Source organism: Paenibacillus sp. J22TS3 (assembly GCF_018403205.1).
Taxonomy (GTDB): domain Bacteria; phylum Bacillota; class Bacilli; order Paenibacillales; family Paenibacillaceae; genus Fontibacillus; species Fontibacillus tuaregi.
This window is the reverse complement of the sequence record NZ_BOSF01000007.1, coordinates 257596-278925: the sequence shown is the minus strand read 5'-3', so window position 1 is coordinate 278925 and position 21330 is coordinate 257596. Positions and strand designations below refer to the sequence as shown.

Annotated in this window: 8 protein-coding genes; 5 read left to right on the top strand and 3 right to left on the bottom strand. The window is 50.0% G+C overall.

The window, feature by feature from the left end; genetic code table 11:
- The first annotated feature begins 172 nt into the window (after positions 1–172).
- Both KJS63_RS21105 and KJS63_RS21100 read left to right on the top strand, forming a co-directional pair.
- Positions 173–1333 (top strand): hypothetical protein, encoded by a 1161-nt coding sequence (locus KJS63_RS21105; RefSeq protein ID WP_213620923.1) that lies wholly within the window; start codon positions 173–175, stop codon positions 1331–1333.
- A 159-nt stretch (positions 1334–1492) separates the two neighbouring features.
- Positions 1493–2821 carry a hemolysin family protein gene (locus KJS63_RS21100; protein WP_213620922.1) on the top strand — a complete coding sequence of 443 codons (1329 nt, stop codon included), beginning with the start codon at positions 1493–1495 and terminating at the stop codon, positions 2819–2821.
- Positions 2822–3060: 239 nt separating this feature from the next.
- On the opposite strand, the gene KJS63_RS21095 is transcribed toward KJS63_RS21100, so the two are convergent.
- Positions 3061–5526, bottom strand: a complete 2466-nt coding sequence (locus tag KJS63_RS21095; protein WP_244862713.1) for an Ig-like domain-containing protein — start codon at positions 5524–5526, stop codon at positions 3061–3063.
- Positions 5527–5701: 175 nt separating this feature from the next.
- A complete protein-coding gene (locus KJS63_RS21090) occupies positions 5702–6607 on the bottom strand; it encodes a hypothetical protein (protein ID WP_244862712.1) in 906 nt (301 codons plus the stop codon).
- Positions 6608–6891: 284 nt separating this feature from the next.
- On the opposite strand from KJS63_RS21090, the gene KJS63_RS21085 reads away from it, so the two are divergent.
- The 3 genes from KJS63_RS21085 to KJS63_RS21075 all read left to right on the top strand — a co-directional run bounded on the left by KJS63_RS21085 (position 6892) and on the right by KJS63_RS21075 (position 10003).
- Positions 6892–7740 carry a DegV family protein gene (locus tag KJS63_RS21085; protein ID WP_213620921.1) on the top strand — a complete coding sequence of 283 codons (849 nt, stop codon included), beginning with the start codon at positions 6892–6894 and terminating at the stop codon, positions 7738–7740.
- 149 nt (positions 7741–7889) lie between these two features.
- The gene (locus KJS63_RS26315; RefSeq protein ID WP_244862711.1) at positions 7890–8783 is read left to right on the top strand and encodes a C40 family peptidase; all 894 of its coding nucleotides are present in this window, start codon (positions 7890–7892) and stop codon (positions 8781–8783) included.
- Positions 8784–9049: 266 nt separating this feature from the next.
- Entirely contained in the window at positions 9050–10003 is a 954-nt protein-coding gene (locus KJS63_RS21075) for a DUF2167 domain-containing protein (protein WP_213620920.1), read from the top strand.
- A gap of 82 nt (positions 10004–10085) precedes the next feature.
- On the opposite strand, the gene KJS63_RS21070 is transcribed toward KJS63_RS21075, so the two are convergent.
- Positions 10086–21167: a DUF7507 domain-containing protein gene (locus tag KJS63_RS21070; RefSeq protein ID WP_213620919.1), complete on the bottom strand. Its 11082-nt coding sequence runs from the start codon at positions 21165–21167 to the stop codon at positions 10086–10088.
- Positions 21168–21330 lie beyond the last annotated feature (163 nt).

Genomic DNA, 21330 nt, shown 5'->3' with positions numbered 1-21330 from the left:
GCGGATTTATGCCAGCTGTGGGTGCTTGTATGTTTAGGACTAGGCCAATAGTAAGTGAAATTGTCATGAAATTTTGTTCCACACGTGAGCCTTTATCCGCTTGCCCTGAGGCTGGAAGCCGAAACATAATTAAGTGTCATTAGACATATTAACTGAAGGAGGAGTAATAATAATGATCAGAACCGGCTTTGCAAGCAAGAACGTTCGGTGGATTTCCCATTCCTTGATCGCGCTTACCCTTAGTTTGTCTGCAGGCACGTTTGTTTCGGCTGAGGAGACTCAGCTGGGAGCAGCTACCGTGGTATGGGATAAAGATGTGGCGTTGGCTTCGGATTCAATTTATGAACATGGTCCAAATGAGATTCTGGCAGCCTCGGTTCAGAGTGACCAAGTCAACATTAGTTCGGTTAACAGCTCTGGCATCAAAAAGTCCAAACTTAGTTTTAATAAGCACAGCCTTGGATTTCTGGCCTCCTTCCATCAGACTAACGGCGGCGGATATATTTCGGTAGGCGGGGCTTCGGTACTTAAAGTGAATGCTCAGGGGGGCAAGGATTGGGAGTATAGTATTACCAAGCCAAACACTTATCTGGCGTCCGTGGATCAACTGAATAATGGAAATTACATTACGGTAGGGACAACACCGGGCTTAAACGGAGATAAAGACCAAATATTAACTAAATTTTCGGGCAATGGTACCGTAATCTGGCAAAAAACATGGAACAAACCTACGGAGGATTCCGTTAGCCGTGTCAAGCATACGGCAGATGGCGGTTTTGTCTTGGTTGGAGAGTCCTATGAGGCAGGCACCAATAACACCAATATTGTGATTTCCAAGTATACGAATACAAGCAAGCTTGAATGGGAAAAGACGCTCGTTCCTTCCCAGGACAGCCAGAATCTGTGGACGACAGGAATCATTCAGGATTCTGACGGTTATGTGCTGACTGGCTACTACAATCACCCGAATCCTGATGGCGGTGTCCGTTATCTTACTACTGGCTTTGTGCTTAAGACCGATATGGCGGGAAATCTAACCTGGTCGAAACCTCTCGCCAGCCAGTGGGACCGCAGTCAAGTGAATGATATTGCACTGGATTCGGACGGAGGATACCTGATTACGGGCAAGGTGAATGAGGACTGGCACGGGACTATTTCCAAGGAATATGTAGCACATCTGGATTCTGCAGGAACAACTCAGTGGGAAACCATAGTCAACCGGACGAACTCTATTAACCGTGGAGCTGCAGTTCAGCCAATTCAAGGTGGAGTTCTGGCCATTGGCAGTGCAGATCAGACGGTTAAGGCTACCAAGCTGACAATAGGTCAATAACAACTCTAAATATACAACGTTAATCTTTGTTGCACTTCATGAAACCAAGATAAGCTCTCCTACGTATATATTTAGATATATGAAATGGACAGGAACCGCCCTTCCAAGTTCATTTCATAGGACATAATTTATATTCATCAATTAAGGAGAAGATGTTTTGTGGAAAGTGACAGGTATGGCTTAAATTTAGTTCTTATTGCAATTTTAATTTTTCTAACCGCATTTTTCGTGGCTGTTGAATTCGCGGTGGTCCGGCTGAGAAGCAGCCGGGTGGATCAAATGATTGCGGAAGGCCGCAAGAATGCGACCGCGGTGAAGAAGGTGATCGATAATCTGGATGGTTATCTGTCAGCTTGCCAGCTTGGGATAACGATTACAGCGCTGGGTCTTGGTTGGCTGGGCGAACCAACGATGGAGAAGATTCTGCATCCTATGTTCGAGTATTTAAATGTATCCGAACAGGTAGCTGGGCCGGTATCCGTGATTATTGCCTTTGCGTTGATCACTTACTTACACGTGGTGGTTGGTGAGCTGGCTCCAAAGACATTTGCAATCCGCAAGGCGGAAGGCATTGCGCTTATTACGGCCAAACCGATCATCTGGTTCAGCAAGCTCATGTATCCTTTCATCTGGGCTCTAAACGGATCGGCTAATCAGCTCGTACGGATGTTCGGTGTTAAACCGGCTTCCGAGCATGAGGAAGCCCATTCTGAAGAAGAGCTGCGCATTATCCTAAGCGAAAGCTTGGAGAGCGGGAAGATTAATCAGACAGAGTTCGGGTATGTAAACCGGATCTTCGCATTTGATAATCTGATGGCTAAGGATATTATGGTGCCAAGAACAGATATGGTGTGTTTATATACAGGCAAGACCCGACAGGAGAACCTGGAGATCATCAAGGAGCAGCAGTATACCCGTTTCCCTGTAGTCAAAGACAGCAAGGACAACGTGATCGGAATCATGAATACAAAACAGTTCTTTCTTGCTTACGAGGATAATCCGGATCTCGATATTTCTACCCTGATGCAGCCCGTAATGGCTGTTCCTGAGTTCATCCATGTCAATACGCTGCTCAAGAGACTGCAAAAGGATGGAACGAACATGGCCATTCTTATTGATGAATATGGGGGGACTTCGGGTCTTGTCACCATTGAGGACATCCTTGAACAGATTGTGGGCGAGATCAGGGATGAGTTCGATACTGAAGAAGAAGAAGATGTAAAAGTATGGTCACCCGGGCACTTGACGGTTAACGGTAAGGTGTCCGTTACGGAGGTCAGCAGCCATCTGATCAACGAGATTGATTCTGGGGATTGGGATACTATCGGTGGATGGCTGTTTGCTCAGAACAGCGAACTGGCAGTAGGCGAAAGCTATGTTCATGATGAGTACCGGTTTACTGTGCGCAGACGAAAGAAGAACAGGTACCTTCAAATTGAAATTATGCATAAGGACGCGGTCCCGCTTGAATTAGACGCAAAAGCATAGGCAAGCGAAAGCCACCCGGCCTATATTGAATGTACAAAAGAAGCGGAGAGACGAACGACCCGCAGCCAAGCGTTAGTGGTCGCCTTTGGTTTTGGATTTCATCTTCTGTCAATAATTCAAGTAATTTATAACTCATAGCGATGGAAGCGGGCGTTCGTTCTCGGGGCATTTCGAACACAAACCGAACTTCTCAACAAAATCAGGGGCCGTCTTTTGGACGGCCCCTTGTTGTTTTGTAACTAGTCTTCGTCTTGCAGTTCCGGGAGATCCGGGAATTCTGACGAATCTTCGTCGGTTCCGGTCTCGATTTGATTTTGATCCTGCTCATCTACTCCATCATCCGGATTGAACTCATCCGGTACCGTTCCGGATTCAGGTTCAAGCGGCTGTAATTGTTCCTCGGTCAGAGCCTTTGGCTGTGCCGGCCATACTACGGTTGCAGTGTTCGGAGTGTCATAGGCGGAGGCCCAGTAATAGCCTGGGGAGAGAATCCGCTGTGGTGCAAAGCCCGCTTGGCCTGCGGCTGTAGGGACTGCTTCGGAATCCGCATAGCCAGTTTTGCCTGGAGCTACTTTGAAGTTTACATATTTACCTCCCATATAGGTGAACCTTCCAAATACCTGTGCCGCAAGCTCTTCCTGGGTTGCGTAATCCTTCATTTTGAGGGTGACTCTGGCTTTGCCTGCGTTTAGAGCAACCTGCATTGATCCAATAACCATGGGTTTTAAATGTGTTTCAGCTGTGGTGGCTGAGGTTATTCTAGAGTATGGGCCTATATTTCCACTGATATCGACTGCTGCAACCCTGTAATAATATGTGGTGCCTGGAAGCAGTCCCTTATCGGTGTAATCCAGGTTATACGATTTCCCGGCATAATTGGACGGCTTCGGTGTGAAATTAGGCGAAGTGCTTCGATAAATCCGGTATTCCTCAACGTCCGAATTATCATAAGCTCTGCCATAAGTCAATTTAATGGTCTGGTAATCAAAAGTCTCTGCCACCGGCCTTTTGTTTATAGGAGTAGGTGGTTTGGTATCTGCTTTTTGCGGTTTCCAGAATACAGCATTAGGTCCCCACTCAGTTGGCAGCCAGCGGATAGAGTCATAATGGTGCATTGCGATTCCACCAAAGCCTGGGCTGTCTTTGAATTTCTGATATACGGCCGCCAAAGCACTCTCCATATAGGTTCTACCCTCTTCCCGGAACGTAATGCTCTCCGGGTCCCCACCGTTTGCTATATCGAGTGTCTCAACACCGACGATGACGGAGTTGGGTTTCCCAATCGAATCAGCATACGCGATTTCGCCTTCCGCTCCGGTGATAATTCCTGTACTTGAATCGGTGTAGTCCATAATGGAGATATAATCGGTAATGTCTTGAACATGCTGGGATAACCACTTGGTCTGCCCGTTCCACGTAATATCATTTGTGGCAGCCGAGGTGTCATACCATCTTGGAATTGCAGGACCAACAGGAAGGTTCAAGCCGGAAAAGTTCCGGCGGTCCATCATCGTCTGGAGCAGATCGAGATATTCCAATTGGAGCTTAGGTTTCTCAGTGCCAAACTCACCAAGAATATAAGGCTCAACGTCCACATTCACCCCATCGAATCTTTCGGAAGGTGAGGAGGAGAGGTTGAAATTAATAACCTTTTCAATTTCATTGATTGCGTATTTCTGATACCGCTTATAACTTCCGAAATAAGGAGGGACGGTTCCACCGGCAATACATGCCTGGACTTTCAAGCCTCGTTCATGTGCCCACTTCAGGAACTTTCTCACTTCCTTACGTTTATCTTCAAGCATATCCACCCCTTCATGAGGGAAGACACCCATATAAATGGTGGTAATGGCTCCTGAGTTAAAGGTAGAGGTGTCACTTGTCATCTGTTCCAGGGCGGTTCTTGAGCCAGGATTCAGGATGAGATTGTAGGCCGCTTTCTCCCACAGCCACATTGCCCGGTCCTGCTTCTCCACAACAACCTGCTCATGGACTCCTTCACCTGTGTATACATATCGCGTGGAACTTTTGCCGGTATTTTTCAGGCTGTCCGTGGCTCTGGCCTCAATACTCAGCGTTTTATCTCCAGCATTTTTGGTATTGTAAACGTATTCATAAATTTCGCCTTTAAGTTTTGCTTTTTTCCAGGAGCCTCCGTTAATACGAACTTGGACCGACCTTAGTGGATTTCTTGCCGTGGCTTTAACTTGAATGGCAGCTTTGCCTGTAAGTGTGCTTCCGTCTTCCGGACTGATGATTTCGACTGCGGGGATGTTTGCTTCAGGATGGTCTACATGAATGGTTACGAATGGGGTGGATATGCCATACCGGGTATCCGGGCGAGTCCCTCCTGCAACAATTTCGATTGGACCGTCATAGGAACTTGTATCCAAATCGTAATACCAGGTTCCCGATTCCGTTCCGGTGGAGTCGTCTTCCATGTGCGCGTCAACTCTTTTGGCACCATTAATGATTAGGCTGATCTCGTAGACGTCTGAGTAATGGCCGGTTACACGTACAATGGTGTCTTCAGGGGATGAACCGTCCGTGGGTGAATCAATGGTGATGGATGATTCGGCATAAGTAGTGGGGAGATTAGGCAGGTATATTGGGAGAAGGATAACGATTAGGGAAAAGACGACAACGAGTTTCATGAGCTGGGGGACCGACAGCAACTTTCTGGACGCCGTTCTGACCTGCAGCATATAAAGCCGCCTCCTTTTTTATTCAGTTGGGGTTCATAGAAGATGTGTACCGTTATCATAGAGCCATCCTCTACTAACAACAATCTCCGTATATCGTCCTTTTAAGCCAAAAAAAAACCGGGTCTTTCACTTGGAAAGTACCCGGTTCCTCAGCCCTTTATATATGATTCTTCACTTAATTGGTATACGACTTCTCAACAAGGGCCTTCCAGCCGGTATAATCATGAACCGCTAATCCACCAAAAGAAGAATACGTCTGAGCGAGCTCCTGGAGCTTAATGAGCTCCTGATTCATAAAGTCGGCTCCTTCTTCGTAGAAGGAAATGGCATCTCCTTCAGGCGTATTGTTCGTTTCAACACCGGTAAGGACTTTCTTGCCCACGGCTGCGCCCTCCGCAAGAATAGCCTTGGCTGCGTTAAACACTCCGGAACCGGTGTCCCTGTAAGACATGAGGGTGACGGAACTGTACTGCTGGAGCATCCAACTGCTGAGTGTCGACGTGCCGTCCGGAACCTTGAAATTATTCAGCCAGAAGGGAAGATCGGCGGCAATGGGAAGCTTAAGTGCGTTAGCTTGTTGGACCATATACTGTACATTGCCCTGCCACTGGCTAATTACCGATTTCTGATTTGTAGTCCACTGGGACAGCAGATAAGGCTCAATGTCCACGTGGATGCCTGCAAATTTCTCATTTGTGCCGGCAGTTGCCTGGTAATTTGCAATCCATTTAAACAGGGTAGTCAACTTATCGCGTTGAGTGAGAAGTGCCCAAGCCGAATTTCCGTCCAGCGCATGGACTTCAATGCCTTGTGCAGCTGCTTGACGTATAAAGTTTCTATAATACAGACTGCTCAGCTTGCGGTCAATTTGCAGATAAATGACGTTTACACCCTGATTTTTGTAGAAGCTTATAACATCAGGTCCTGAAGCTTTGATCAGGCTGGTATCCCATAACCAGGATGCTTTTTGATTCGTGGTCTCCGCGTTCGCTTGTTTCAATGTGGAGCCTCCCAGAGTGAAGGTCAGCAGTAAGACGGCAATAAGCAGGTACAAAGGCCGGACTAATTTTACTCTCATCATAGCTCTCTCCTTTAGATGTGGTAAATCCTTCATAAGAGTCAATTTAACTAACCGAAAAGTCCACCTTTCTGATGTAATAGTATGATTCTGCCTCCCTACTCCTAATCCCAAATTTGGAAGATACTTAAGTCGAAAGAAGCGTTATTTATAATTTCGTCACAATTTTGTACCGTATTTATAGGCCTTTGGAATCAATATATCGCATTGCTTTGTATTTTGATTTAATATATGTCGTATAGTCTAAAAAGTGATTATAAAAATCATAGAAGAGAGGTTATGAATTTTTGACTAAATCCATTGCATGGGTTACTGACAGCACTTGCACCCTAGACCCCGTTTATGCCAAGGAGAATCATATCTACATCGTTCCGCTCCGGCTAATGCTTGGAGATGGATGTTACAGGGAGTCCGTGGATATCACTGCGGAGGAGTTCTACGATAAGCTTAGGCTGCATGATAAGGCTGGCAGCTCACAGCCCCCTATTGGAGAGTTCGTGGAGTTATATGAATCTTTGAAAGACCGGTATGATGAGATTATTGCTATACACTGCTCATCAGAACTGAGCGGAACGCTGAGCACGTCCATTCAAGCGGCGGAAATGGCGGAGGTTAAGGTTACTGGCATTGATTCCAAGGCTGGAGCTTTTCCACTGCGGGAAATGATCAAGGCAGGGATTCATTGGCACAAATGCGGCAAGACTGTTTCAGAGATCAAGGAAAAAATTGAGCATATGGCTCACAACCTCGCATTCTATGTAATACCCAGCAGTCTTCAAAGACTGCATCGCAGTGGTAGAGTATCGGGAACCCAGCTGCTGGTCAGCCAGCTCCTGAAGATCCACCTGCTGCTTAAGTTTGAGAAGGGCAAGGTCCTCGCCCTAGACAAGATCAGAACCTTCAAGAAAACCAAACAGAAAATGCTGGATCATCTAAAGCTTGATCTTGGCAAGATTAAAGATGTCTGTATTATGCACGTGAACAACCAGGCGGAAGCCGAGGAGCTGGAGCGGGAATTGACCGTTCTTGATCCAAACTTAAGGACAGAGATCATGACCTTTATTCCTGTGGTAGGCATACTTGCCGGCGAAGGAACGGTGGCCATGTCGTGGCTCCGGGAGCAGCCGGTCGTTTAGTGATTTAGATATAGGAATTCAATGAGGAGCCTTCTTGTAGGGCTTCTTTTGTTTGCTCGTTTACTACTGAACGGGCGGGTAAATACATAAAATTGCTTCGTTGTAGCATACTTCTGGTAAACCAAACAGAAATGGGGATTCCAAAGCAGATGGTTACTTTTGGCGTGCAGCATTTTTCCAAACTACTGATCTGTGCCAGCATTCTTGGTCTGTGCATCTCATGCAGCAGCGGCAAAGCACAAAATCAGTCTGAAGTTAAACCGAAGACCCTCGGACAGGGCGCTTCACTTATCAGAAAGGACATTTATACAGATGCGAAAGGAAGAAGATGGGTGCCCTTACGATCAGTAGCCGCTTCGCTGGGGCTGAACTACAAAGAACGGGGAGGTATAGCTGAAATGGGTTATACCGACGTCATGTACCGGGTAAAGGTGGATCGTGGGAGAAGCAGTGCGATGGGAAAAAACGTCAGACTGACAAACCCGGCGATCATGCGGGACAATCAGGTCTGGATCACGCTTGAGGACGCCTCCAAGCTGCTGGGCACTACGGTGAAGGCAACCTCTAAACCCGGCCGGCTCGAAATCGGTCATCTGCCACCGATTCAGGGTCAGGGTGCACCACAGAAGGGAAGCTTTCAACCGTTCAGCTCGGTGGACGCTCAGGAGCTGATCGCTTACGCTAAGCGATTCCTTGGGGTGCCTTATGAATTTGGTGCGGGTGACTACAGCGTAACTAAGACATTCGACTGTTCTTCATTTACGCGTTATGTGTTCAAGCATTTCGGAGTGAACCTTCCAAGACTTGCAAGCGAGCAGGCAACGAAGGGCACAGCTGTTAACCGCAGTGAGCTTAAAGCAGGAGACCTGGTGTTTTTCACCGTTCCGGGACGCTTTGAGAATGATAAAATCCCTGGTCATGTAGGCATTTATGCCGGAAATGGGTCGTTTATTCATACCTGGGGAGCGCCCGGAGTACAGATTAGCAGCTTGGATACGGGATATTGGAAGGGTGTTATTTTATCGATGCGAAGAGTATTATGAGACTTGCAAGTGTATTCAGCTTAGCCGTTCCCTTTCCGGAGCGGCTTATTTAGGTTAATTCTTTTTGGAGTAACAGCATCTGCAATTTTATAGGAGATTTGAACTAATTGCGGAAGATAGATTCCTGCATATTTTAGGTCTACACGATCAAAAATAGGGTCGAATTTTGTTTTACACATTGTCGAATAGGTTAATATTGGTATATGCTAGCTTTTGTTATTTTATTTTTTAAGTATTTTAATATTTTGTGAAGGGACAGGTGTATTTTGAGGCGAAGAGCATGGCTTACACAGAGGCTAGGGGCAGCCGTAATTGCTGTAATGTTACTTGGAATTATTGCCCCATATCAGGTGAGTGCGGAAGAAACACAGAACACTTCATCGGATTTGAACTATATTGAGGGCAAAGGCCAAATGGTTGATATTGGGAGCAATCTGGCTGAACTGAAGCTTGAGCGGGGTTTTTATTTCTTGAACGCAGAAGACACGAAAAGAGCAGTGCGTGAAAGTGGTGGAATTGTAGACGGGACAGAGGCAGGAATGCTTATACCGGAAGATGATAGCTGGACGCTCCTGTTTGATTATGAAGAGACCGGACATATCCCCGATAGCGAAAAGAATGATATTGATGCTGATGATCTTCTCCAGAGCTACAGGGACGGTGTTGCGGAACAAAACAAGAAACGTTCTGCCGAGAAACAGCTTTTTGTGGATAAGTGGGAAACACCACCGAAATACAATGAGACCTTACATAGCTTAACCTGGACTATTCAAGGACATGATGCAAAGAACGAGCCAATCATTAATCACAACATCCGGCTGTTAACCCGTGAAGGTACGATTTCCGCAGTCATCGTTACGGATCCAAACATGCTGTCCGGCGCTAAATCCGTGGTGGAGAGCCAGATCATTCCGGCGCTGAAACTGAAACCCGGCAGCAAGTACGAGGATTACGATAAATCAACGGACAAAACTGCAGAATATGGTCTCGCGGGGTTGGTGCTTGGCGGGGCAGGAGTATATGTAGCTAAAAAGACAGGCCTGCTCGCCCTGCTGCTCGTCTTCCTTAAGAAAGGATGGATTCTTATTGTAGCTGCCCTTGGGTTCGTGTGGAATCTGATTCGGGGTAAACGCAAAAAGAAAAATGAAATGCAGCAGGATCCACCTCAGCAGGATCCACCTTCGGAGAATCCTCCAGATCATGGAATGACGATTAGATAGAACGTATTCATCTAACCGACATATAAACAAAGACCGCTTATGGGTAACATGCCCGTAAGCGGTCTTCTTGTTCCTGCCCGGTTTATTCCTCTGTGCCACTGTCACTGATTAATCGGATCATCTCGGAATTGGATAGGTCGTTACGCTCCACGTACTGCTGATCTCCCCGTTCGAACCGGTACCTAACACCTACCTGGGCTACGAAGAAGGAGGATGTGGTCAAGGATTCCACCTCAAATAAGAGGGACACCGTCAATTCGCCGCCAGCTGGCAAAGAGCCAAGCGGGATTCCAGCCGCAAGATTCGGGGAAGGAAGACTGCGCCCGTTAAGTGCTGCCGTCTTCAGGAAGATTGGATTTACAGCCGCGAATGGTCCGGTAAGAAGCAAATCCTCCATGACGACATTACCCTGGTTGGTAATTACAACCGTCAATGCAAGCAGGTTGTATTCCTCAACTTCATGGGCACTAGCCGCAAGGACAATGACGGGCCGGGCATCCCGCAGGATAATTGTGGAGATGGTAGAAACAGCGGATTCACTTAATATTGCCCCATCATCCAAGCGCACCGTATAGGAAACCACCGCTTGATTGGACTGCACGGCCTCTTGGGGAATGGAAACAGCTTCAACTTGGAAAGTGACGGCTGTATTCTGACCAGGCCATAATGTTGCGATGGAGATGCCAGCGTTGAGGGCAGATGAGAATTGGGCATTTCCGCTTACCGTTACGCTTCCCGGCTTAAAGGCCAGGCCATCAGGCAGTGTGTCGGTTAACAAAAGATTCTCAGCAGGGACACCGCCAACATTTGTAATGGTTATCGTGTAAGATATCAAGTCTCCTAAAAGCGCAAATTGACGGTCTGCCGATTTAGCAACACTTAGCAGCGGTGACACGACAGGTACTCTGGAAGTATTGGATGCCTGTACGGAGGTGATCACTCTGCCGCTCGGCAGAGCAAATGAAATTACCGCTTCAGCGGTGTTGTTAATGATTCCGGCAGTATTCTGGTCGGACAATCTTGCCTGGAAGACCACCACTGCCGAGGTGTCCGGCCAGAGGGAACCTATCGGAATCCCTAAGGACAGATCGGTTAGGGAGGACGCAGCCCCGCCTATTGTCAGACTTTCCTGTTCGAAGACAAGACCTTCCGGCAGGGCGTCTTTTAACACGATCTCGGCTCTGACGTTCCCTTGATTCACAATGTTGATTGTGTACGTTAGAGGCTGACCCGATCGGATAAATTCAGCACTGGTCTGTTTGGTTACGTTTAGATTCGGGCTAAATAACGGGAGAGTAACCAGGTTGGTAAGGAGTTCAAGCCGATCGCTGTCCATTGTATAGTGGATTACGGGCTGATTCTTGATAAGGAAGGCGGCCTCTGGGTTGCCTTGAACGGTATCGTATTGGATAAGCACAGTCTGACCTGGCTCGATCACTGAAGCAATTTGTACCTCCCCGAACACGTTAGGATCGGCAACCACTACACCGTCTACAGCGAATGTACCCTTCACAAGAGTGGCGCCAGGAGGGATGAACCCTGAAATTGCAATGTTTGCTGCCTGAGAACCTGCTTGGTTGGCTAAAGAGATGGACCAAGGGATACGTTCACCCGGTATGGCTTCAGTCAGAGGAGTCTGAAGAACGGCGGTGACCCTTGAGTTAAGCACTTCAACTTCGATTGGCTCTGAATAAGCGTTCTGTGTGATCTGCCTTCCGTCAGGGAGCTGGAAGGAGAACGCTGCCTGAGCTTGGCTGGTTATGCTGCCGACCGCATGCCGATTCAGCACAACCACTTGATAGGTTACAAGAGCCTGATCCCCAGGATATAGGGTGCCCAGAACAACCTCACTGGCCATGGAGGCCCCTGCTTGCAGGGCGCCATTGATCGTTAGACTGTTTGGCACAAACGAAGTACCTTCCGGTAAGAGATTCATCAGGAGGACAAAGGCCCCTATGTTGCCCGAATTTAGGACCGTGAGGGTATAAGTCACTTGATCCCCTGGAGCTGCAATCGGTACGCTGGCTTGCTGGGTGATGGAGATAATCGGCTGATACAGCGGCATGCTGACTGTGTTGGAGAATACCGTGCTAAGTGCTTCATCTTCCTGAAAAGACAGGGAGGCCTGATTGCTTAGCTGCAGTGAAGCAGGGATCGAGACCACATCGGCTTGGAAAATAATCTCGGTACGATCTCCGGATTCAAGCGTACCGAGATGAAGTCCGGTTTCGGGATCGGCACCCGGCACGGATATGCCGTTAATAATAACACTGCTCGGCACCGTCTTTGTGCCTTCCGGCAGGAGATCCTGAACCACAGCTTCCGCTAAGTTGTCTGGGTCCTTATTGCTGACGAATAACGTGTAGGTGATCCTGTCGCCCAGAACGGCAAAGGAAGCGCTCGCCTGCTTGGTTAGAGACGCATCGACGGATGGAACCGCAACTTCGACCGTATTGGATAGAAGCTCGCCGCTTGGAGTTCTTCCATCAGGCAGAGCAAACTGGAAGCTTGCAAGAGCCTGGTCAACAAGCAGGGAAGATGGCGGAATTGACGTGACCAGAACCTGGAACTGCACAGTAACCGATTGTCCCGGCCCAATAGGCGCAGTAGGCACGCCGGACTGAGGATTTAATCCCGGCTGCGGAATGCCGTTAACGAGTACACTGTTTGGCACAAGTGTGGAGCCTGTCGGTATTGGGTCGGAGACCACTGTGGAGGCGGCAATGTTGCCGGTATTAGAGACCACAATTTTGTAGGTCACAAGATCTCCAACAGTCGCATTCGAAATACTGCTGGTCTTGGCAGCAGTAAGGATCGGCTGGTAGATCTGCACGGTAACCGTGTTGGATACTGAACTGCCTGAGAAGGCTCCACTGGTAAAGCTGGCCGCAGCTTGATTGGCAAGAATGTAATTGCCAGGGAGTGAGGTGACACGCACCTGGAAGGTAACGAGCACTGTAGCTCCAGCGGCAATACTTGAGATTGGGATGCCAAGAACTGGTGAGACTCCGGCTCTTGCCGCCCCACCAACAGTTACGCTCCCCTCAATAAATACCGAGCCAGCGGGAATTGGATCTGACACGACCACATTGGCTACCTGAGAAATTCCATTATTCGTTAGAGCAATCGTATAGGTTAACACATCTCCGACTACAGCTGTTGTCGAGGTCACACCCTTGACGATGGACACATCTGGTGAAGACACAGGAATGGACAGTACGGGTGAAACGGCATTTCCTGTTAGTGTTCGTCCATCAGGCGGCTGGAAGCTGAATTGGGCACTCGCTTGATCGGACAGGAACTGTGGACTTGGAAGCGAAATGACAACCGTCTGAAAGGCCAAGATGCCGCTGGCTCCAGGTTGTATTATGCCAACGGAAACCCCGGCGGCTGGGTTAGCTCCCGGAGTGGGAATCCCGTTGACCAGTACGCTGTTCTCAATAAACTGGGAACCAGCCGGAATGTTATCACTCAATGTGACGGAAGCAGCCAGATTTCCCGTGTTAGTTACCGTCAAGGTATAACCGAGGGTGTCTCCCACAGAGACTTTTTGTGCACCTGCTTGTTTTGTCACTGTAATAATGGGCTGGTATACAGGAACGGTCACATTATCCGAATAGGATGTTCCGGTGAAGGCACCGCTTGTATAGGTAACCGCAGCTTGATTAAGCAGCTGCGGGGGAGCCGGCAGTGCATTCACAGCAAACTGGAAGGTTACAGCTAGCGAAGCTCCAGGTGCAAGACTGTCGGCAGGGATTCCCTCAATTGGACTTGCACCCGGGAGCGGGCTTCCGCCCAGCGTTACACTTCCAGGCACAAATGCGCTTCCGGCAGGTGCCGGATCTGTAATCAGAAGATCAGTAACCGTATCGGTACCATTGTTGGTAAGCAGTACGGTGTAGGTTACCTTATCGCCCACTACCGCATCGGCAGCCCCCGCACTCTTAACAACATTGATATTAGGAGCGGAAGTGGTAACAGATACCGGACCTGAAGCGGCACTGCCCGTTATCGTTCGCCCATCCGGGGGACTGAAGGTGTAGGTTGAGGTTGCCTGATCCGTCAGCACCGGAGGTGAAGGAACTGAGGTGACTTCTGTTTGGAACGTGATCGTTACAGAACCACCGGGATTGATCGGCCCGACAAGAATTCCCTGTACGGGGCTGGCACCTGGGACAGGGGTGCCGTTCACCAGCAGACTGTTCTCAATTAGGGTCGAACCAGCTGGAATATTGTCGAAGATGGTTGCCATAGCAGGCACATTGCCTGTATTTTGGGCTGTAATTGTGTACAGAATTCCTGTACCCACCTGGGCTGTAGTCTTGTTCGCCGTTTTCGTAAGGCTAAGGATAGCCTGATAGACGGGAACTGTGGTCTGGTTGGACAACGAGCGGAAGGGCAGAGCTCCGCTGGTGTATCCCACAGCAGCTTGGTTCACCAGCACAGCTGGTGATGGCAGGGAGATGACTCTGAATATAAAACTGACAATAACCGAGGCTCCCGGTGCAAGCGTGCTGACCAAGATTCCATTGATTGGCGAGCTCCCGGGGGAGACAATCCCGTCAATCAGCACACTTCCTAAGACAAATTCCGAACCTGTTCCGGGCAGATCGGTAATGACTATGTTTGTAACTTGTTCAATCCCGGCGTTAGTAATGTTCAGCGTATAGGTGATAGAGTCACCAACGACTGCATCCTGTGCGGAGGTACTCTTGACAACGGTCACATTCGGCGCGGATACCGGTGTGCTGAGCAGCGGTGATACTACACTGCCCGTAAGTGTCCTTCCGTCCGGAAGCAGGAAGGTGTAGGTTGCAGTTCCTTGATTGTCCAGATATGGTGGCGAAGGGACGCTGCTTACGACAACTTGATACGAGACGGTGATACTCCCGCCTGCAGGAACAGTGCCAGTGTTAATGCCTGACGACGGATCTGCTCCTGCCGAAGACTGGCCGTTGATCACAACACTGTTTGGCACAAAGGCCGCCCCCGCCGGGATAGGGCTGGTTAGAACTGCAGACGCCGGTGTATTTCCTGAATTGTTGACTGTGAACGTGTAAATCACCGTATCCCCAACCGTCGCATTGGCCGTGCTGCTGGCCAGTGTTACATTCAGAATTGGCTGGGATACCGGAATGTTCACTTCATTCGAAAACGATGAGCCTGTGAACGCACCTGAATTAAAACTGACGGTTGCCAGATTGCTGAGACTTCCTGATACCGGAATGCTGGTGGTGGTTACTTTGAACTGAACCGTAACAGTAGCTCCAGGGGCGATCAAGGGGATTGATATGCCCTGAACCGGGTTCGCGGCGGGGCTTGGTACCCCATCAATTGTGACGCTTCCAGTTACATAGGTGGCACCTTCAGGGATCGGGTCCGTTAGGATGACATTTGTTACATTTTCAAATCCCGTGTTGGCAGCCTGAATCGTATAGGTTACTACGTCGCCGAATGCTGCATTGGTTAGATCAGCTGATTTCATCACGGACACATTCGGTGCAGAGACAGGCACACTTACAACCGGTGAGAGCGAAGAACCTTCCCGTACCGCGCCGTCTGGAGGGATGAAAGTGAAGCTTGCGGCAGCCTGATTCACCAGATTGGCCTCAGCCGGAACACTTGTGACCGTCACGGTAAAAGATAATTCAAGTGTGGAATTGGGAGAGATCGTGCCTAAATAGAAACCTATGGCTGGATTGGCTCCCGGAACGGAAGTTCCCCCAATAATCACGCTGTTCTCAATAAACTGGCTGCCGGGTGGGATGGGATCACTCAGAAACACCTGCGCCGGATAGTTCCCAGTGTTCGATACACTCAGCATATACGCGAGAGTATCCCCAACTGTCGTCCGGGCCAGACTTGAAGATTTGGTTAGCGTAATCAAAGGTTGATATACCGGAAGCACCGTTTGATTTGATACAGATGACCCGGTGAAAGACCCGGAAGTATAAGCTACCGTCGCCTGATTGGCAAGCTGTGCCGGGGTTGGCAGACTGGAGACCTGTACCTGGAAGGTCAGCACGGAGGTGCCTCCTGGAGGAATTACACCTACAGGAACTCCAACACTTGGATTGGCGCCTGGCACAGAAATGCCGTTGACCGTGACCGAGTTCACAATGAAAGCTGCTCCAGAAGGAATTGGATCGGTTATTACAGTCGCAGCCACATTCTCGATGCCGTTATTCACTGCCGTAACGGTATAAGTGATGATATCCCCAACAGAGGCATCCGGGTCGCTGGTGGTTTGCGTTACCGTCACATTCGGTGCCGAGACTGGAATAGCTACGGAATTGGATTGGGCAGAGCCGTTAAGCGTCCGCCCGTCAGGCGGCTGATACGTGAAGAAGGCTGTTGCCTCGTCTCTTAGGGTGCTGTCTCCAGGAATAGAATTGACCACGGTCTGGAACGTGACTGTGGCATTCCCGCCCGGGGCTAAGGTGCCGATGGAAATGCCGGAGGCCGGATTCGCACCCGCAGCTGGTGAGCCGTTGACCGTCACACTATTTGGAACCAAACTTGAGCTGCTGGGAATAATATCAACGATCGTGATCATTGCGGCAAGATTCCCGCTGTTATGGGCTTGAACAGTATAGGTTACTGTGTCGCCAAGTGTGGCGTTCACAGAGTTTACAGACTTAACAAGACTGATAATCGGCTGATATACAGGTGTAGCTACCGTATTTGATACGGAAGAGAAGGAAAGGGTCCCGCTGGTAAAGCTGACGGTTGCCTGATCATTTAGTACGGCTGCTGCCGGGAGGCTGTTAACCACAACCTGAAATGAGACCGTGGCAGGTGCTCCAGGTGCGAGGGTTCCAATAGGAATACCTGACACCGGGCTTGAAGGGCTTGACGTCCCGTTAATGACCGTGCTGCCTGGAACAAAGGAAGCTTCAGCGGACACGATATCGGTAAGTATGACGTTCGTGACATTCTCAATTCCGTTATTGGTGATGGTCACGGTATAAGTGACGGTATCCCCAACGACGGCATCCTGGGCTGAGGCACTCTTCAAAACGGTCACGTTCGGTGACGAAACCGGAATACTTACTGTGTTGGAGAGTGAGGAGCCAGGCACAGTACGACCATCTGGAGGCTGAAATGTATAATTCACCGTTGCCTGATCGAGCAGTAAGGGTGGGGTTGGCATGGTTGGAATCACCACCTGAAAAGTTATGGTTGCCGCTCCTCCTGGAGCGATAAGGCCTGCTTGAATTCCCGATGCCGGATCAGCACCGGGCAGAGGAAATCCGTTCAGGGTAACACTATTCACCAGCAGCGTCGAGCCAGCGGGAATCGGATCAGTGACAACAGCCTTAACGGCAATATTGCCGTCGTTGCGGGTGTTAAGCGTGTAGGTCAGAATATCACCGACGGTCGCTTTCGCTTGAGAGCTTGTTTGGCTGATCGTGATAACAGGTTGATAGACATTCAGACTTACGCTATTTGATACGGTACTTCCTTGAAAGGCTCCGTTCGTATAACTTACGGTCGCCTGGTTGGTGATCGTAGTAACGAACGGTTCCCCTGTTACCTTTAATTGAAAAGTGACTGCGGCACTTGCTCCGGCGGCCAAGCTGCCAACCGGGATGCCGGTTACCGGATTGGCTGATGGAATGACAATACCATTTACGGTCACACTACCGCTCACAAATTCCGTTCCTGCAGGTATGGGATCGTTGACCACCACACTTCCAACCGTCCCTGATGCGTCCCTGTTGGTGACGGAGACTGTATAAGTCAGTATATCGCCTACAATCGCATCGGCTGCCCCGGTGCTTTTGATTACCCCGATGTTCGGAGCGGCTGCGGCAACGGAGACCTTATTAGAAGCAGTGAAGCTTGAGAAGATCCGCCCATCGGGCAGGGTAAAACTTGCTGCCGCAGCGGCCTGATTAGTAAGTGTTGGCGGGGCAGGCAGGGAGGTAATCACTGCCTGAAAGGTTACCACGGATGAGCTTCCACTGCTTACGGTTCCGATCATGATTCCGGTCTGCGGATCTGTTCCAGGCTGTGGAGTTCCGTTCAGGGTCACGCTGTTGGTGACGAAGACTGCACCGGAGGGAATGGGATCGGTAACTGTCACATTTGTGTTGAAGTTCCCGGCATTGCTGACAGTTATAGAGTAAGTGATGGTGTCCCCAACCGTAGCACTGGCGACACTTGCCTCTTTGACAGCACTGATCACAGGCAGGTACACGGGAATGGTAACCGGGTTCGACAAGGTTGTGCCCGTGAAGGTTCCACTAGTGAAGCTGATGCTGCCTGTGTTGCTGAGCTGACCAGAAGCTGGGACCGAGACGACATTCACGGCGAAGGTCAGTGTAATACTGCTGCCCGGAGCAAGCGAACCCACCGCAACTCCCGCCGCCGGATTGGCGCCAGGAACTGCGCTGCCCCTCACTGTAACACTCCCCTGAACCAGGGAGGAGCCTGAAGGAACCGGATCTGTGATCACCGCATTGGTTATGGTGGCTGCTCCTGAGTTGGTTGCTGTGATTGTATACACCACGGTATCACCCGGAGTAACCGAAGTGTGGTTCGCGCTCTTGGCAATAGCCACATTAGGCAGACCTACAGGCAGTGTAATGGTGTTTGAGCTGGATGCTCCGCTCAAGGTTCTTCCATCCGGCAGCAGGTAGCTGTAGCTCGCATTGGCCTGGTTCGCAATTTGCGCCGGCGATGGGAGAGAGGTGACATTAACTTGAAAGGTAATAACTGCTGTTGAGCCAGGGGCCAAAGTTCCCGCCGCAATACCCGCAGCCGGACTGGCGGATGGCTGGGAGATCCCGTTCAGGGTCACGCTGCCTGCAACAAATACCGCCCCGGGAGGGATGTTGTCGGTGATCACAGGAACGACCGTTATACTGCCAGGATTCGCTGCTCTAATGGTATACGTGATGGTGTCTCCTACTGTGACTTTGGTCACGGCGGTTGTCTTGGTTAAAGTCAGCACGGCCTGATAGACTGGCAGTGTGACCGTATTAGAGACGGAGAACCAGTTAGACGGTCCTGTTGAGAAGCTGGCGGTGGCCTGGTTGCTGATCTGGGCGGAGGAGGGCAAGCTGCCTACCAATACACGGAAAGCTATGATTACCGTACGGCCCGGAAGAATGGAAGCTATGGAAATACCCGTGGCGGGATTCGCATCACGAGGGTTTCCGTCCACGGTCACACTACCGGCAACAAGAGACGTCCCGGATGGGATTGGATCGGTCACAATCACATTGGTTACGGATGCTCCGCTGCTGTTGGTTATAGATACCGTATAGGTGATGGTGTCCCCGAGGACAGCATCTATGGCAGAGGCGCTTTTGACAACAGAAACGCTGGGATTAGACACCGGGATTTGCAGGGTGTTGGAAGCTCCGCTTCCGGACAGTGTCCGGCCGTCCGTAGGAAGATAAGTGTAGGTATAAGTTGCCTGATCCACCAGCTGGGAGCCGGCTGGAATCGAGCCTACAACGGTCTGAAACGTTAGCGTTGCGCTTCCGCCAGCGGTTACAGCTCCGATATTAACTCCTGCCGCCGGATTGGCGGAAGGCAGAACCGTCCCGTTCAGTGCGACACTTCCCTGGACAAAGGTTGAACCTGACGGGATCGGGTCCGTTAATACCGTATTGGCCGAGATGCTGCCGGAGTTGCTGACGACAATCGTGTATGTCACGGTATCCCCAACGGTTGCAGCCGTTGTGCTCGCACTCTTCACCGCTGACAGCACGGGCAGAAACACCGGCGTCGACACCGTATTGGACGGAATTGAGCCGGAGATCACAGGACTTGACGGCAGGCTCTGGAACGAGAAAGCGACCTGTGCCTGATTCGAAAGCTGGGGAGGGCTCGGCAATGATGTTACCCTAATCTGAAAGGTTACCGTCACAGAGCTCCCGGCGGTAATTGTGCCAAGCGAGATGCCCGCATTCGGGTCGGCAGCCGACTGTGTGGTTCCTCTGACCGTCACACTTCCTGCGACCAGAGTAGCCCCGGAAGGGATGACATCCGTCAGGACAGCGCTTGTGGCACTGGCAGTGCCTGTGTTGGATATCGTAATTCTGTAAGTGATCGTGTCGCCTGGAACGGAGACGGACACATTTGCACTTTTGGCAACGCTAAGCAGGGGAGCATTGATGTCAATTTGAATCCCATTCGCATTGACCAGATACGTATCTCCGGAGGTGGTCAGCTGTAAAATGGCACTGGTCTGATTGTTAATCAAGGTTGAGGAGATGTCGACATTGGTGATATCCCACCCCTGTCTGCCCCCATTTACATTTGTACCAGGAGTGCCATTGATCGCATTTACGGTTCCGAAGGAGCCGCTGGTGTCGAGTGTGCCATCATCCTTGTTAATCTGGGATGCAAAAAAGTTGTTCGCAAAGTTGTTGGGACCGGAAAGCGCGGTAAGATTGCTTGTGGTCGGACCAAATAAAGCCTGGTCTCCAGTCCGGTTCGCATCCCCCTCTTGGGAACTTATCATGGTCCTTCCGCGTAATGTTCCTGAGGTTGGGGTCGCAAATCCACTCACCACGACATTGACTGCGCCTGAGGTGGAGCGTATGAGTTCAGCCCCGACCCGGAAAGACAAATTACGGAAGGGCAGCGCGGGATTCTGATACACAACCGCGAGCGTCCATCCTGCATGATTGGCTGTTGTAGAATCCGGAACAGCAACCGTTCCGACAATGCCTCCGGCCGCGTACACCCCGGCTCCCGCTGCGGCGACAATCGATGTCACATTAGCTGAGCGCACATAGGCATAACTGACCGGGGAGGTACTGAGTACGACATTGGAAGAGGTTGCAGAGTCCGGTGATACTGAGGTGGAACCAGCGGGAGTGCTCAGATTAATCGGATTATTGATATTTTCAGTCAGGTTGACTCCGTTGTTTACGTAAGTCCCTCCCCAGATCAGCTCCGCATACAGAATCGTACTGCCTATGGGCAGTACCAGCACAGCGGACGAGCTGTTCAGGGTATAGCTGGAAGTTGTTCCTGCAGGATAGGAGCCATACTTTAGCGAGGTGTTGGTTGTAATGAACGCCCCAATGCTGTCAATAGTACCGGGAACTCCGGCGCTGTTGGAACTGCTTAGTCCAAGTGTATTGCCGGTGAAGGTGATTGCCCCTGTCTGGTTCGTCACATACCTTTGGATAAAAGCCATTTCAAATTCCTGCTTTCAGAGAGGAGTAATAAGTTCTTAAGAAATCTATATGTTCATAAGGAATAAGAAATGTGACATAAGGCTGCATTAACCGAATTTAGACGATTGGTCTTATCTGGTTCAAGCCGGGTCCGTATCCCCTGTACATGCATAATCTGAAGAG

What these genes read in the sequence shown, in the direction of transcription:
- KJS63_RS21105 (WP_213620923.1), top strand. Translation starts at nt 173, where the DNA reads ATGATCAGAACCGGCTTTGCAAGCAAGAACGTTCGGTGGATTTCCCAT.
- KJS63_RS21095 (WP_244862713.1), bottom strand. Translation starts at nt 5,526, where the DNA reads ATGCTGCAGGTCAGAACGGCGTCCAGAAAGTTGCTGTCGGTCCCCCAG.
- KJS63_RS21090 (WP_244862712.1), bottom strand. Translation starts at nt 6,607, where the DNA reads ATGATGAGAGTAAAATTAGTCCGGCCTTTGTACCTGCTTATTGCCGTC.
- KJS63_RS26315 (WP_244862711.1), top strand. Translation starts at nt 7,890, where the DNA reads ATGGTTACTTTTGGCGTGCAGCATTTTTCCAAACTACTGATCTGTGCC.
- KJS63_RS21070 (WP_213620919.1), bottom strand. Translation starts at nt 21,167, where the DNA reads ATGGCTTTTATCCAAAGGTATGTGACGAACCAGACAGGGGCAATCACC.